Below are 13,406 nucleotides of genomic sequence, written 5' to 3'. Positions count from 1 at the left end.
GGCGTTTCGGATGGTGCCGGGAGCAACAAAAAACCCCTCGTGCCTAGGGCATGCGAGGGGTAGCGCGTCAGCTTGGTGATTCCGGGATCTGGTCGGTGAAGACTCTGTTCTCCGGATCAGCCGACGCGCTCGCCAAGTACGAGAATGCGGGTGCTCATGGGCTCGACAATCCTCCGGCACCCTGGCGGGTGTCAAGCCGGCGCCATCGGCGTCTCATCATGCGGACCCAGGTCGAGACGTACACCGACGAAGGGTCTGGTGCGCAGGTCGGACCAGGTGCGGTCGGGCAGTGCGAAGCCCGGCCCGAGCAGCAGTTCGTCGAGTTCCTGCTGCTCCACCGGGCCGGAGAAGAGCAGGCCACGCGCCTGCCGGCAGCCCAGTTCGCGGAGCAGCCCGGCCTGCGCGGCCTGGTCCACGCCCTCGGCCAGGGTGGTCAGCCCGAGCTCCTGGCCCAGTCGCAGCACCGAGGTCGCCAGGGTCCGCAGGAAGGGCGAGTCGGTGATGCCGTCGACCAGACCGCGCTCGATCTTGATCATGTTCACCGGCAGCCGCCGCAGGCCGCTGAGCGGTGCGGACGCGCCGCCGAGGCCGTCCAGCACCAGGCCCACCCCGAGCTTGCGGAAGTCCGCCAGCCGGCGCACCAGTTCGTCGAAGTGCTGCGGACGGCCGCCCGCCGCCTCGCCGCCGGCGATCTCCAGCACCAGCGCCGAACCCGGCAGCCCGGTGCGCCGCAGCAGGCTCTCCACCGCCTCGTAGAGGCCGGGCGCGGTCACCCGGGCGGCCGAGAGCGGCACCGACACCGGCAGCCGGCCGGCCGGCGGGGGCAGCCGGTCGCGTCGTTCGGCGGCCTGCAGCAGGGCCTGCTCCACCAGCCAGCGGGCGAGCCGGGCGGCCCGGTCGCCGCCGTCGGCGACCCGCAGGAACTCGGCCGGGGTGAGCACCTCGCCCTGGGCCGCCCGCCAGCGGACCTGGACCGCGAGCGCGGCGATCTCGCCGGTCCGCAGGTCCACCACGGGCTGGTGCACCAGGGCGAACCGGCCGTCGCGGACGGCGGTGCGCAGTTGCTGGTCCAGCTCGCTGCGGCGGTGGTGATCGCTGCGCAGCTCCGGGCCGTAGAGGGTGATCCGGTCCTTGCCGTGCTTCTTTGCCTGGTACATCGCCAGATCCGCGTTGCGGAGCAGCTTGGCCGGGGTGATCCCGGTCTCGGCCAGGGCGATGCCGATGCTGGCGGCGACGGTGAGCTCCTCGCCACCGATCCAGTAGGGCGCGGAGAGCGCGACCCGCAGCCGTTCGGCGATCTCGGCGGCCTCGGCCTCGTCCACGCCGCCGACCAGCAGCACCGCGAACTCGTCGCCGCCGAGCCGGGCGACGGTGTCGCCGGAGCGCACGGACTCCTGCAGCCGGCGGGCGGCCTGGACCAGCAGGTCGTCCCCGGCCTGGTGGCCGGCGCTGTCGTTGACCGCCTTGAAGCCGTCGAGGTCGAGGAAGAGCACGGCGACCTGCCCGCTGGCGTCGCGTCCGTGCAGCGCGGCCCGGCCGCGTTCCAGGAACAGCGCCCGGTTGGGCAGGTCGGTGAGCGTGTCGTGGAACGCGTTGTGCTCCAACTGGGCCTGCAGCCGCACGCGTTCGGAGACGTCCCGGCAGTTGAAGATCAGCCCGTCGCGGTAGCGGTTGACGGTCGACTCGACGTCCAGCCAGGCCCCGGCGCCGGAGCGGACCCGGCACTCGATCCGGGCCGTCGGCTCCTCGTTCGGGCTCTGCGCGAGGTAGCGGCGGACCTCCCACAGCACATGGCCGAGGTCGTCCGGGTGCACCATCTCGGGCAGCCTGGTCCCGACGATCTCCTCGGCCGCCCGCCCGTAGACGCCGGTGGCGGCCGGGCTGACGTAGCGCAGCACCCCGGCCGGGTCGGCGATCATGATGACGTCGCTGGAACCCTGGACCAGCGAGCGGAAGTGCTGCTCCTGCCGGGCCAGCCGCTGCGCCAGGGCGACGTTGTCCAGCAGCATGATGCCCTGCCGCAGGATCAGCGCGAAGACCACGGTGCAGGCCACGATCAGCACCACCCGGTCGAGCTGGTGCCGGCCGAGGGCGTTGTAGAAGAGGCCGGCGGTGCAGATCCCGGCGGCGGCGTAGGGGGTGAGCGCGCTGAAGGTGGAGGCCACCCGGGGGCGCACGGCCGGCGGTCGCGCACCCCGGGCGGACCGGCCGCCGACCCAGGGCGCCCAGGCCAGCAGCATGCTGCCGGTGAACCAGCCGGCGTCGAGGAGTTCGCCGGAGTGGTAGGAGTCCTTGACGGCGGCGCTGGTGAACAGGGCGTCGCAGACGACGGTGAGGGCGAGTGCCGCGATCACGGTGTGGACGGCCGAGCGGTTGCCCTCGCGGCTGCGGAACCTGAGCCCGAGCACCATGCTGATCAGCAGGATGTCCAGCACCGGATAGGCCAGGGCGAGGCTGCCCTCGTGGCCGTGGGCGGTGCGGGCGAGCGCCAGGCTCCAGCTGAGGGTCAGCAGCGAGCCGGCGATCAGCCAGCCGTCCAGCGCCAGGCAGAGCCAGCCGGCCAGGTTGCGCGGCCGGTTGGCGAGCAGCAGCAGGCCGACGATGGCGGGCGGTGCGAACAGCAGGAACACGTAGTCGGCGATCGAGGGTTCCGGCATGGCGGTGTGGCGGACCACCTGGTACCAGCCCCAGACGCCGTTGCCGAGGGCGACCATCAACGAGGAGAAGCCGAAGCAGAGCCAGGCCGAGCGGTTGTTCCGGCCGCCGGTGCCGCAGGCGTAGGCGAAGCAGGAGAGCGCGGCCGTCAGCGCGGCGCCGGCCAGGCCGAAGTCGCCCATGAAGTCGGCGAGTCCGCGCGAGCCCCAGTCCCTGGCCGCTCCGGCCAGGTAGCCGGTGCAGACCAGGACGACCAGCAGCCGGGGCAGCCAGCTGGCGCGACGCGGCGGTTCGGCTCCGGAACCGCGGTCGGGGTCGTGCGCGGCGCCACCGTCGGGCGGGGGCCGGCTTCGGGGTGCGGGGGCTGCTGTTCGGCCCATTCAGCGCACAGTTCACTACTCAGCAACACCGGTCATACCCCCTCCGGCCCCGGCTGCGGTCGGAGCATCGGGGCGGAAAACTCCGTACCGGTTCTCCCGGTCTGGACCTTACACCACTCTCGTCACTCTGCGACATGGACACTCAACTCAGAGTAATGGAGCGGCGCATGGCCATTGGAGCGGATTCGCTCCGCCGGGTGAAGCAGGGGTGAAACGGTCGCGGCGGGGGCGTACCGGTGCGCGCCGAGAGCGAGTTGGGGGTGAGCCGGGGGTCGGCGGGGGATCGGCGGCGGTGCTCAGCCCTTGGCGACGGCGTGGGCCGGCGGCTCACCGGCCAGGTCCAGCAGCAGCTGCGAGCGCAGCAGCCGCAGCGCCCGGGGCAGGAACGCCGAACTGGGGCCGCCGACATGGGGAGTGATCAGCACGCCCGGGGCGTGCCAGAGCGGGTGGTCGGCCGGCAGCGGCTCGGGATCGGTGACGTCGAGCGCGGCCCGGAGCCGTCCGGAGGCCAGCTCCGCCAGCAGGGCGCCGGTGTCGACCACCCCGCCCCTGGCGACATTGACCAGCAGGGCGCCGTCCTTCATCCGGGCCAGGAACCCGGCGTCGGCCAGACCGCGGGTCCGCTCGGTGAGCGGCACCAGCAGCACCACCACATCGGCGGCGGGCAGAAGCTCGGGAAGCTCTTCGAGGGCGTGCACCGGTCCGTGGGGCGCGGAACGCGCGCTGCGCGCCACCCGGACCACCTCGCACTCGAACGGGCGGAGCCGCTCCTCCAGCGCCGCTCCGATCGAGCCGTGGCCGACGATCAGCACGGTGCGGTCGGCCAGCGCCGGGTGGAACTCCTGGCGCCACTCCCCCGCGTCCTGCCGCCGCACGGACTGCGGGATCCCCCGCAGCGAGGCCAGGATCAGCGTCATCGCCAGCTCGGCGGTGCTGGCATCGTGCAGGCCCCGGGCATTGCACAGCACCGCTCCGGCGGGCAGGTGCGGCAGCACGTCGTCGACGCCGGCGGTGAGCGTCTGCGCGACCCGCAGCGCGGGCATCCGCGCCAGCAGCGGCACCGCCGCGGCGGTGCGCAGGTACGGCAGGCAGAAGAACTCCACGCCGTCGAGCACCTGCTGGGACGGCGGCTGGGCGGTCCCGTCCCAGACGGCGGCGTCCAGACTCTCGGGCAGGCCGCCGATCTCGGCGGGCGGGTAGGGCAGCAGGTAGCGCGTCATGCGGCCGAGCCTACGGGGCGGCCCGGCGGCCCCGGGCGACCGGTTCAGCCGGCGACCGGGAACAGCCGCAGCCGGTGGGCCATGGCGGCGGCCTCGCCCCGGCCGCCGACCTCCAGCTTGGCCAGGATGTTGGAGACATGGACGCTCGCCGTCTTCGGCGAGATGTAGAGCTCCTCGGCGATCTGACGGTTGGTCCGGCCCAGGGCGACCAGCCGCAGCACGTCCTGTTCGCGCGGGGTGAGTCCGAGCGCCGGGGCCTCGGGCTCGGCCGGCTCCGCCGCCGCGGCGGCGGTGTGCAGCCGGGCGCGGTCCGCCAGCAGCCCGGCCTCGCGCCGCAGCCGGAGGTCGCCGTGGCGCTCCGCCGCCGCCTCCGCGCGGCGCAGCAGCTCGGCGGCGGCGCTCCGGTCGCCGCGCGCCGCCTCGGCCTCGGCGGCGCGCAGCAGCGCGGTGCCGAGCGGGTAGGGCAGCCCGGTGGCCTCCAGCACGGCCGCGGCCTCCAGGTAGGGCTCGGCGTCGACCCGGCCCTCGGCCCGGCCCAGCTCCGCCTCGAACAGCAGCGACCAGCCCTCGGCCAGCGGCCACCGGTCGTTGAGCTGGAACGCGGTCCGCCGCAGCAGGTCGAGCACCTCGGCCCGACCACTGTCGGAGCCCGGCAGTCCGCGCGAGTCGGCCTCGGCGGCGGCGCCGTGGAAGAGGATCGGCCACAGGTAGCGGGTCTTGCCGGGCGGGAAGCCCGGCCCGTCGAGCAGGCGCAGCAGCACCGCCCTGGCCTCGGTGAAACGTCCCTGCGCCGCCGCCAGCCGCAGCTCCAGCTCGCCCAGCGGCAGCAGGAACTGGGCGGTGGGCGGGGTGGCCTCGCGGGCCTCGGCGAGGTGCCGCACGGCGGCGGGCAGGTCGTCGCGCAGCAGCGCGGCGTTGCCGCCGAGCCGGGACAGGAAGCTCTGCTCCCGGGCCGCCCAGAGGGTGTCCCGGGCGGAGCCCAGCAGTTCCTCGGCCTCGTCCAGGCCGCCCGTCGAGAGCAGCGACTCGACCAGGTTGCCGCGCAGGATCGCCCCGGCCGAGCCGGCCATCCCGCTGGACCTGGCCAGCGCCCAGCCGTTCCGGGCGGTGCGGACCGCCTCGACGGAGAGGCCCAGCTGCTCCTGGGCGTCGGACACCAGCACGTGGACCCGGGACATCAGGTCCGGGTCCTGCAGTTCGAGCGAGCGGCGCAGCACCCGGTCGAGCTCGGCCATGCCCTGCTGCTCCCGGCCGAGGGTGTTCAGCAGGGTGCCGAGGGTGCAGCGGGCATGCAGCTCCACCGTCTCCGCGCCGACCTGGAGGGCGATGGCCACGGCGCGTTCGGCGATCACGATGTCGGACTCGTCCGGCCAGTCGACCATGTCGCAGGCGGCGAGCCGGCTGAGCACCTCGGCCTGGACGGCGCTGGGCGGCAGCTCGTCGACCAGTCGGCGGGCGTGCTCCAGCTCCTCCTTCCCGCCGTTGGCGGCCTTGCCGAAGCGCGAGCTGAGGGTCAGGAACCAGGCGGCGAGGGCCGGCTGGGCGACCTCGTCGACCTGCCGCAGCGCCTGCTTGCAGAGGCTGAAGCAGCGCTCGCGGTCCCCGGTCAGCCGGGCCGCGTCGGCCGCCTCGGCCAGGATGTCGGTGCAGGACGGACGGCCGTCGGCGGCCTGCGGGTAGGCCTCGGCGATCCGGGTCCGGGGCAGCGCCGACAGGACCTCCTCGGGCACCCGGTCCCAGAGTTCCAGCACCCGGTCCAGCATCTGCAGCTGCTCGGCGAAGGCGTTCCGGCAGCGGGCCTCGCGCCCGGCCTGCAGCGCGGTCGGCAGCGCCCGGGCCGGATCGCCGGCGCTGTACCAGTAGTTGGCGAGGCGGGCGGTCAGCTCGTCGGCGGGGACCAGTCCGGGCCGGGCGGCCAGCGCGGTGGCGTAGCGGCGCTTGATCCGGCTGCCCTCGCCGGGCAGCAGGTCGTCCGCGACCGCCTCGCGGACCAGGGCGTGCCGGAAGCGGTAGCCGTCGCCGTCGGCGGTCGGCCGGAGGATGTTGACGTCCACGGCGGTGCGCAGCAGCCCGATCAGCTCGTCCTCGGGCAGTCCCAGCACCTCGGCGAGCAGTCCGTACTCGACCGCGGAGCCACCCTGGGCGAGGGTGCGGAGGACTGCCTGGACGTCCTCGGGCAGGGCCGCGACCCGGACCAGCAGCAGGTCGCGCAGCGACTCGGTGAGTCCGGCCGAGCAGCCCTGCTGGTAGCTGGCGGCCAGCTCCTCGACGAAGAAGGGGATGCCCTCGGAACGCCGGAAGACCCGGTCGACCAGGTATGGCTCCGGCGGGGCGGCCAGGATGCCGGCCAGCTGCTGGGCGACCTCGGCCTTGGCGAGGTGCGGGAGTTCGAGCCGCTGGACGGTGCGCAGCCGGTCGAGCTCGGCCAGGAAGGGCCGCAACGGGTGGCGGCGGTGCAGGTCGTCGGTCCGGTAGCTGGCGACCAGCAGCAGCCGGGCGGTGCGCAGCGAGCGCAGCAGGTAGAGCAGGAGTTCGCGGGTGGAGCGGTCGGACCAGTGCAGGTCCTCCAGGGCGAGGACCAGGGTGCGGCCCTCCGCCAGCCGCTCGATGAACTGGGAGGTCTGCTCGAACAGCCGGGCCCGGCTGTACTCGTCGGCGGCGGGGGCCTCGGCCGCGCCCCTCGTACCCGGCTCGAACGAGCCGAGCTCCGGCAGCAGTCGGCCGAGGTGGCCGACCTGGCCGACGGCGGCCTGCTCGACCTCGGCGGGCAGTTCGCGGTGGAGCGTGCGCAGCGCGGTGACCAGAGGGGCGTAGGGCAGCCCGTCCGCGCCGATCTCCACGCAGCCGCCGACGGCGACGGTCGCGCCACAGGCGGTCGCGGTGGCGGCGAACTCCTCCAGCAGCCGGGTCTTGCCGACACCGGCGTCCCCGGCCACCAGCACCGCCTGCGGCTGTCCCGCCTCGGCCCGGTCCAGGGCCGCCGCCAGCTCGGCGAGTTGGCCGGAGCGGGCGACGAAGACGGGGCTCACCGATATCCGCTGCACAAGGTCGAGCATCGCACATTCCCCGGCAGCCGCTGACTCAGCAGCCGCACGCGGCGGCGGACTGCCGACGGCGGCTCCGGCGTCCCCTGCTCCGGCTGCCGGAACGCTCGCCATCGGGCCGCTCCTCCGCGGCCAGGGCGCGGGCGGCGCCGACGGCCTCCCGGATCCGGCGCTGCCGCTCGGCGGCCTGGCGCAGCTCGCCGGCTCGGTAGCTGACTGACGCGTAGTAGATCTCGCTGGACATACCGGGCTCCCTCGGTGACGGTCCGTCAGTCGGCCTGGTGCCGACTGCGCTGCCGAGGAGGACTCTGCTCGCCCAGGGGGGTCCCGGACATCGGGCAGCTGTCGGGTTCCGCGCCGCCCGGGGGCCTTAGGCCCGGTCCTGGGGATGCCTAGACGGTGCGGCACGGTGCCCGATGCGCGGCTGCGCCGATGCCTGGTGTACTGATGTCCGGTGGTCCTGACGTCCGGTGGTCCTGATGTCCGGTGTCCCGCTGTCCGGCGTCCCGCGGCTCAGCCCTTGGCCGAGCTGACGGCGTCGGTGACGGTGCTGCGGTAGAGGCCGAGGAAGGGGCTCTTGACGTAGGGGTTGCCGCCGCCGCTGCCCTCCTCGGTGATGGTGGTGTTGACGGTGTCGGCGTCGGGCAGCTCGGTCGTGGCGATCACCGAGAGGGTGTTGTACTGCTTGCTCGCGCCGGAGGTGGCGTGGCTGGGGTCGAGGTCGACCACGGCGTAGGCGTGGGCGCCGGCGTAGATCGGGAAGTACGGCGGGCCGCCGAGGCCGCCGGGGACGGCGGGCTGCACCGTCTCGGGGGTGCCGCTGGTGGTGTTGATGGTCGCGCTGTTGTCGATGGCGACCGAGGGGTAGTAGGTCAGGCCGCAGGAGGCGCTGCCGGTGTTGGTGACCTCGATCAGCCGCTTGGTGACGCCCAGCGCGGAGTCGTAGGACGCCTTGACCGTCAGCTGGCCGCCGGTGCAGGGGTGCTTGTAGGCGTAGGAGTCGCTGGTGGCACTGGTGCCGGAACCGGACCCGCCGTTGCTGCTGCCGGCGGTGGAGCCGCCGTTCGAGGAGCCCGCGGACTGGGTGGGCTGCCCGGTGGAGGTGGAGGAGGAGGTCGAGCCGGACGTCGATCCTGAGGTCGATCCGGACGCCGAGGCCGAGGCACCGCCGCCGGCCGAGACCGTGCCGTTGGCGCTGCCACTGCAGGCGCTCAGCGCCATGGTGCCGGCGGCGGCGATGAGGACGAGGGGCAGGATGCGGCGGCGGGTCTGGTTCATGGTGTCCCCCGAGGAGTACGTGTCGGTGTGTGCTTATCAATCACCTACACGCGGCCGGGGACTCACAGGGTTTCGCTTGGTGCGTCACAACCGGTGTTACAGGAGGCGCACCGGATCGCAACACAGCCCCGCTTGCCACCAGGGCAAACGGGGCTGCGACCAGCTGTGCGGCGATCACTTCGGGATCAGCTCAGGCGCTCCAGGATCAGCTCCTTGACCCGGGCCGCGTCGGCCTGGCCGCGGGTCGCCTTCATCACCGCGCCGACCAGCGCGCCGACCGCGGCGAGCTTGCCGTCGCGGATCTTCGCGGCCACGTCCGGGTTGCCGGCGATGGCCTCGTCCACGGCCGCGCCCAGCGCCGAGTCGTCGCTGACGACGGCCAGACCGCGCTTGGCGACGACCTCGTCCGGCTCGCCCTCGCCGTCCAGCACGGCCTCGATGACCTGGCGGGCCAGCTTGTCGTTGAGCGATCCGGCGGCGACCAGCGCGCACACCCGGGCCACCTGGGCCGGGGTGATCGGCTGGGCGGCCAGCTCGGTGCCGGACTCGTTGGCGCGGCGCGCCAGCTCGCCCATCCACCACTTGCGGGCCTGGTCGGCGGGGGCGCCGGCGGCGATGGTCTCCAGGATCGGCTCGATCGCACCGGCGTTCAGCACCGACTGCATCTCCAGGTCGGAGATGCCCCACTCGCCCTGCAGCCGCTCGCGCCGCACCCGGGGCATCTCCGGCAGCCCGGCCCGGAGCTCCTCGACCCACTCGCGCGAGGGGGCGACCGGCACCAGGTCCGGCTCCGGGAAGTAGCGGTAGTCCTCGGCGTTGTCCTTGATCCGCCCGGCGCTGGTGCTGCCGTCCTCCTCGTGGAAGTGGCGGGTCTCCTGGAGGATGGTGCCGCCGCCGTTCAGCACCGCGGCGTGCCGCTGGATCTCGAACCGGGCGGCGCGCTCGACGCTGCGCAGCGAGTTGACGTTCTTGGTCTCCGAGCGGGTGCCGAACTCGACCCGGCCGATCGGGCGCAGCGAGAGGTTGACGTCGCAGCGCATCTGGCCCTTGTCCATCCGCGCCTCGGACACCCCGAGCGCCTTGATGACCTCGCGCAGCTCGGCGACGTACGCCTTGGCGACCTCGGGGGCGCGGGCGCCGGCCCCCTCGATCGGCTTGGTGACGATCTCGATCAGCGGGATGCCGGCCCGGTTGTAGTCCAGCAGCGAGTGCGAGGCGCCCTGGATCCGCCCGGTCGCGCCGCCGATGTGCGAGGACTTGCCGGTGTCCTCCTCCATGTGGGCTCGCTCGATCTCCACCCGGAAGACCTCGCCGTCCTCCAGCGTGACGTCGAGGTAGCCGTTGTAGGCGATCGGCTCGTCGTACTGGGAGGTCTGGAAGTTCTTCGGCATGTCCGGGTAGAAGTAGTTCTTCCGGGCGAAGCGGCACCACTCGGCGATCTCGCAGTTCAGCGCGAGCCCGATCTTGATGGCGGACTCCACGCCGACCGCGTTCACCACGGGCAGCGAGCCGGGCAGGCCCAGACAGGTCGGGCAGACCTGGGAGTTGGGCTCCTCGCCCAGCTCGGTCGAGCAGCCGCAGAACATCTTGGTGGCGGTGCCCAGCTCGACATGGACCTCTAGGCCCATCACCGGGTCGTAGACGGAGAGGGCGTCGTCGTAGGACACCAGGTCAATGGTGCTCACAGGAAACCTTTCAGTTCGAGCGCGGCCGCGGTGTCCGACAGCCACTGCTGGTAGGAGGGAAGTTCGGTGGGGAGGTGCTCGGTCGGGAAGCAGCGGGCCGCGGTGACCTGCGACCGAGTGCCCTGCCCCGGGTCGATCCGGTCCGCCTGTTCCAGGACGACCAGGCTGCCGGGACGGTCGTCGCCGAGCGCGGCCGGCAGCGCCGGGGAATGGGTACTGGCAAGCAGTTGCCGGTAGCGCCCGGCGGCACCGGGTCGCGGCCAGTCCGCCTCCCGGCTCAGCCTGCGCACCAGCTCGGCTGCCCGGCCGGCCGGGACGCCCTGCTCGACCGTCTCGACCGGCAGCAGCCCGTGGCCCTGCGGGTCCGCCTCGGCGGCCAGCAGCGCGAGCGCCCGCAGCGTGCCCTCGGAGAGCGAGCCGGGGTCGGTCCAACCGCTGCCGACCAGGTCGACGGCGAAGTCGAACTGCTGACGCGGCTCCAGGAACTCCGTCCGCAGCCCGCGTACGCCGGGGACGACCGCGGCGAGGTCGGCGAGGAGCCGGGTGAAGGACTCGGGGGCCTGGTGCCGGATCCGGTCGAGGACCAGCGCCAGGTTGCCGCCGTCCGCGCCGAGCGGCCCCGCGGCCTCGGCCGGGGCCGGGCCGCGCATCGCCGAGACCTCGGGCAGCAGCGTGCGCCAGGACTCGCACTCGCGGTGCGCGAGCCCGGTCAGGTCGACCTTCTCCCCCGCACCCAGGCGGCCCTGGACGGGTACGGGTCGGCCGTCGGCGGCGAAGGTCAGCAGGCGCAGGCTGCCCTCGGTCCGGCCGAAGACGGCCCGGCGCGAGGCCGCGACCGCCTTCCGGAGGGGTTCGGGGACGTCCGCCCCGGGCCAGCCGTCCGCCTCCGAGCGCTCCACCCGGATGCCGCTGTCCCGGAGGTCGAGCCGCGCGCGGCCGGGCCGTCCGGGCTCCCCCGGCTCGTACCCGGCGCTCAGCCGGACATGCAGCGGCAGCGGTCCGTAGACGGACGCCACCAGCGCCACGACCTCGATCCGGAACCGGGAGCAGCGGTGCCCCTCGCCGCGGTGGAACAGGTCCCTGGCGGCGAACCGCGGGTCGGCGGCGAGGGTCGCGTCGAAACCGCGGGTCATCGTGCCGGCGGTCAGCCGCAGCGCGTCCAGCAGGTTGGACTTCCCGGACCCGCTGCCGCCGAGGAGGAGCGTCCTGGGGTGCACGTCGAGGGTGAAGTCCACGAAGGACTTGAAGCCGTCGATGCGGATCTGCGCGATCATCCCGTTCCCTCCCGAGTGCGAAGAATTCGACAGGCCGTCAGCTGCTTCAGCCAACGGCCTGTCGGGAGCCTGCCGCCGTCAGCCGGCCAGCACGTCGTCGCTGCCCAGTCGGCGCAGCTCACGGACGAGCAGGGCGGTGCTGGTCAGGATCGCCAGCGCGGCCACGGACGCGTTGACCAGCTTGAGGGCGTCGCCCTCGGTGCGGGCCTTGCGGATGTCCTTGACCACGCCGAACGCGCCGAAGGCGCTGGTGCCGATGCTGAACAGCAGGCCGGGCTTGCTGTGCTTGAAGCCCTTCAGCTGACTGGCCCTGCTCGCCTTGCCGCTCGTCTCCTCGGACAGGTCGATCTGCTCGATCTTCTCGATGGACTTGCTCACAGTGCCGGTGCCTCCTCCAGCAGGGGATGTCCCCACTTGTCGTTGAGTGCCGCCTCCACCGCTCCACCGACCCGGTAGAGCCGGTCGTCGGCCAGAGCGGGGGCGATGATCTGCAGGCCGACCGGGAGATTGTCCTCCGGGGCGAGTCCGCAGGGCACGGACATGGCCGAGTTTCCGGCCAGGTTCGACGGAATGGTGCACAGGTCCGCCAGGTACATCGCCATCGGGTCGTCGGCCCGCTCGCCGATCGGGAAGGCGGTGGTCGGGGTGGTCGGCGAGACCAGCACGTCGACGTCGGCGAAGGCCCGGGTGAAGTCCTGGGTGATCAGGGTGCGGACCTTCTGCGCCGAGCCGTAGTAGGCGTCGTAGTAGCCGGACGACAGGGCGTAGGTGCCGAGGATGATCCGGCGCTTCACCTCGGGGCCGAAGCCGGCCTCGCGGGTCAGCGCGGTGACGTCCTCCGCCGAGCGGGTGCCGTCGTCGCCGACCCGCAGCCCGTAGCGCATGGCGTCGAAGCGGGCCAGGTTGGAGCTGGCCTCGGACGGCGCGATCAGGTAGTACGCCGGCAGGGCGTAGGTGAACGCCGGGCAGGAGACCTCGACGATCTCCGCGCCCAGGGCGCGCAGGATCTCCACGGACTCCTGGAAGCGCTGCATCACGCCGGGCTGGTAGCCCTCGCCGCCGAACTCCTTGACGACGCCGATCCGCATGCCCTTGACGTCCTTGCGGCGCGCGGCCTCGACCAGGGCCGGCACCGGGGCGTCGATGGAGGTCGAGTCCAGCGGGTCGTGCCCGGCGATGGCCTCGTGCAGCAGCGCGGTGTCCAGCACCGTGCGGGCGCAGGGACCGCCCTGGTCCAGCGAGGAGGAGAAGGCGATCAGGCCGTAGCGGGAGACCGTGCCGTAGGTCGGCTTGACGCCGACGGTGCCGGTGACCGCGCCGGGCTGGCGGATCGAGCCGCCGGTGTCGGTGCCGATGGCCAGCGGGGCCTCGTAGGCGGCCAGCGCGGCGGCGGAACCGCCGCCGGAGCCGCCGGGGATCCGGGAGAGGTCCCAGGGGTTGCCGGTCACGCCGAAGGCGCTGTTCTCGGTGGAGGACCCCATGGCGAACTCGTCCATGTTGGTCTTGCCGAGGATGACGACGCCGGCCTCCTTCAGCCGACGGGTGACCGTGGCGTCGTAGGGCGGGACCCAGCCTTCGAGGATCTTCGAGCCGGCCGTGGTCGGCACGCCCTTGGTGGTGAAGACGTCCTTGAGCGCCAGCGGGACGCCGGCCAGCGGGCCCAGTTCCTCGCCGGCGGCGCGCTTGGCGTCCACGGCGCGGGCGGCGCTGAGCGCGCCCTCGGTGTCGACGTGGAGGAAGGCGTGCACCTTCTCGTCGACGGCGCCGATGCGGTCCAGGTGCGCCTGGGCCACCTCGACGGCGGAGACCTCGCCGGAGGCGATGGCGGCGGCCGTCTCGGCTGCGGTGGAACGGATGAGATCGGTCATGG

At 73.4% G+C, this 13,406-nt stretch carries 9 protein-coding genes; all 9 read right to left on the bottom strand.

Annotated features, from left to right (window positions below):
• Window positions 1–191: 191 nt before the first annotated feature.
• The 9 genes from BS75_RS26800 to gatA all read right to left on the bottom strand — a co-directional run bounded on the left by BS75_RS26800 (window position 192) and on the right by gatA (window position 13,404).
• Window positions 192–3,035 (bottom strand): putative bifunctional diguanylate cyclase/phosphodiesterase, encoded by a 2,844-nt coding sequence (locus tag BS75_RS26800; RefSeq protein ID WP_052069726.1) that lies wholly within the window; start codon window positions 3,033–3,035, stop codon window positions 192–194.
• 296 nt (window positions 3,036–3,331) lie between these two features.
• Complete coding sequence (locus BS75_RS26795) at window positions 3,332–4,255, bottom strand: 2-hydroxyacid dehydrogenase (RefSeq protein ID WP_034090077.1); 924 nt, start codon at window positions 4,253–4,255, stop codon at window positions 3,332–3,334.
• A gap of 44 nt (window positions 4,256–4,299) precedes the next feature.
• On the bottom strand, window positions 4,300–7,311 hold the full coding sequence (locus BS75_RS26790; protein ID WP_034090076.1) for a helix-turn-helix transcriptional regulator: 3,012 nt from the start codon (window positions 7,309–7,311) through the stop codon (window positions 4,300–4,302).
• Window positions 7,312–7,336: 25 nt separating this feature from the next.
• Window positions 7,337–7,543 (bottom strand): hypothetical protein, encoded by a 207-nt coding sequence (locus tag BS75_RS26785; RefSeq protein WP_034090075.1) that lies wholly within the window; start codon window positions 7,541–7,543, stop codon window positions 7,337–7,339.
• A gap of 269 nt (window positions 7,544–7,812) precedes the next feature.
• Window positions 7,813–8,577 carry a DUF4232 domain-containing protein gene (locus BS75_RS26780; RefSeq protein ID WP_042437345.1) on the bottom strand — a complete coding sequence of 255 codons (765 nt, stop codon included), beginning with the start codon at window positions 8,575–8,577 and terminating at the stop codon, window positions 7,813–7,815.
• 185 nt (window positions 8,578–8,762) lie between these two features.
• Window positions 8,763–10,262, bottom strand: coding sequence for an Asp-tRNA(Asn)/Glu-tRNA(Gln) amidotransferase subunit GatB (gene gatB, locus BS75_RS26775; RefSeq protein WP_034090074.1), 1,500 nt, complete (start codon window positions 10,260–10,262; stop codon window positions 8,763–8,765).
• Window positions 10,259–11,536: an AAA family ATPase gene (locus BS75_RS26770; protein ID WP_034090073.1), complete on the bottom strand. Its 1,278-nt coding sequence runs from the start codon at window positions 11,534–11,536 to the stop codon at window positions 10,259–10,261. Before BS75_RS26770 ends, gatB begins: the two co-directional genes overlap by 4 nt.
• A 78-nt stretch (window positions 11,537–11,614) precedes the next feature.
• Window positions 11,615–11,878: a hypothetical protein gene (locus BS75_RS26765; RefSeq protein ID WP_034093849.1), complete on the bottom strand. Its 264-nt coding sequence runs from the start codon at window positions 11,876–11,878 to the stop codon at window positions 11,615–11,617.
• Window positions 11,879–11,910: 32 nt separating this feature from the next.
• On the bottom strand, window positions 11,911–13,404 hold the full coding sequence (gene gatA, locus BS75_RS26760; RefSeq protein WP_034090072.1) for an Asp-tRNA(Asn)/Glu-tRNA(Gln) amidotransferase subunit GatA: 1,494 nt from the start codon (window positions 13,402–13,404) through the stop codon (window positions 11,911–11,913).
• Between the last annotated feature and the right edge of the window lie 2 nt (window positions 13,405–13,406).

The organism is Streptacidiphilus albus JL83 (assembly GCF_000744705.1).
GTDB classification, from domain to species: domain Bacteria; phylum Actinomycetota; class Actinomycetes; order Streptomycetales; family Streptomycetaceae; genus Streptacidiphilus; species Streptacidiphilus albus.
The sequence above is the reverse complement of the archived record's forward strand: the minus strand, read 5'-3'. Positions and strand labels throughout refer to the sequence as shown.

What these genes read in the sequence shown, in the direction of transcription:
- BS75_RS26790 (WP_034090076.1), bottom strand. Translation starts at nt 7,311, where the DNA reads ATGCTCGACCTTGTGCAGCGGATATCGGTGAGCCCCGTCTTCGTCGCC.
- BS75_RS26770 (WP_034090073.1), bottom strand. Translation starts at nt 11,536, where the DNA reads ATGATCGCGCAGATCCGCATCGACGGCTTCAAGTCCTTCGTGGACTTC.
- BS75_RS26800 (WP_052069726.1), bottom strand. Translation starts at nt 3,035, where the DNA reads ATGGGCCGAACAGCAGCCCCCGCACCCCGAAGCCGGCCCCCGCCCGAC.
- gatA (WP_034090072.1), bottom strand. Translation starts at nt 13,404, where the DNA reads ATGACCGATCTCATCCGTTCCACCGCAGCCGAGACGGCCGCCGCCATC.
- BS75_RS26795 (WP_034090077.1), bottom strand. Translation starts at nt 4,255, where the DNA reads ATGACGCGCTACCTGCTGCCCTACCCGCCCGCCGAGATCGGCGGCCTG.
- BS75_RS26780 (WP_042437345.1), bottom strand. Translation starts at nt 8,577, where the DNA reads ATGAACCAGACCCGCCGCCGCATCCTGCCCCTCGTCCTCATCGCCGCC.
- BS75_RS26785 (WP_034090075.1), bottom strand. Translation starts at nt 7,543, where the DNA reads ATGTCCAGCGAGATCTACTACGCGTCAGTCAGCTACCGAGCCGGCGAG.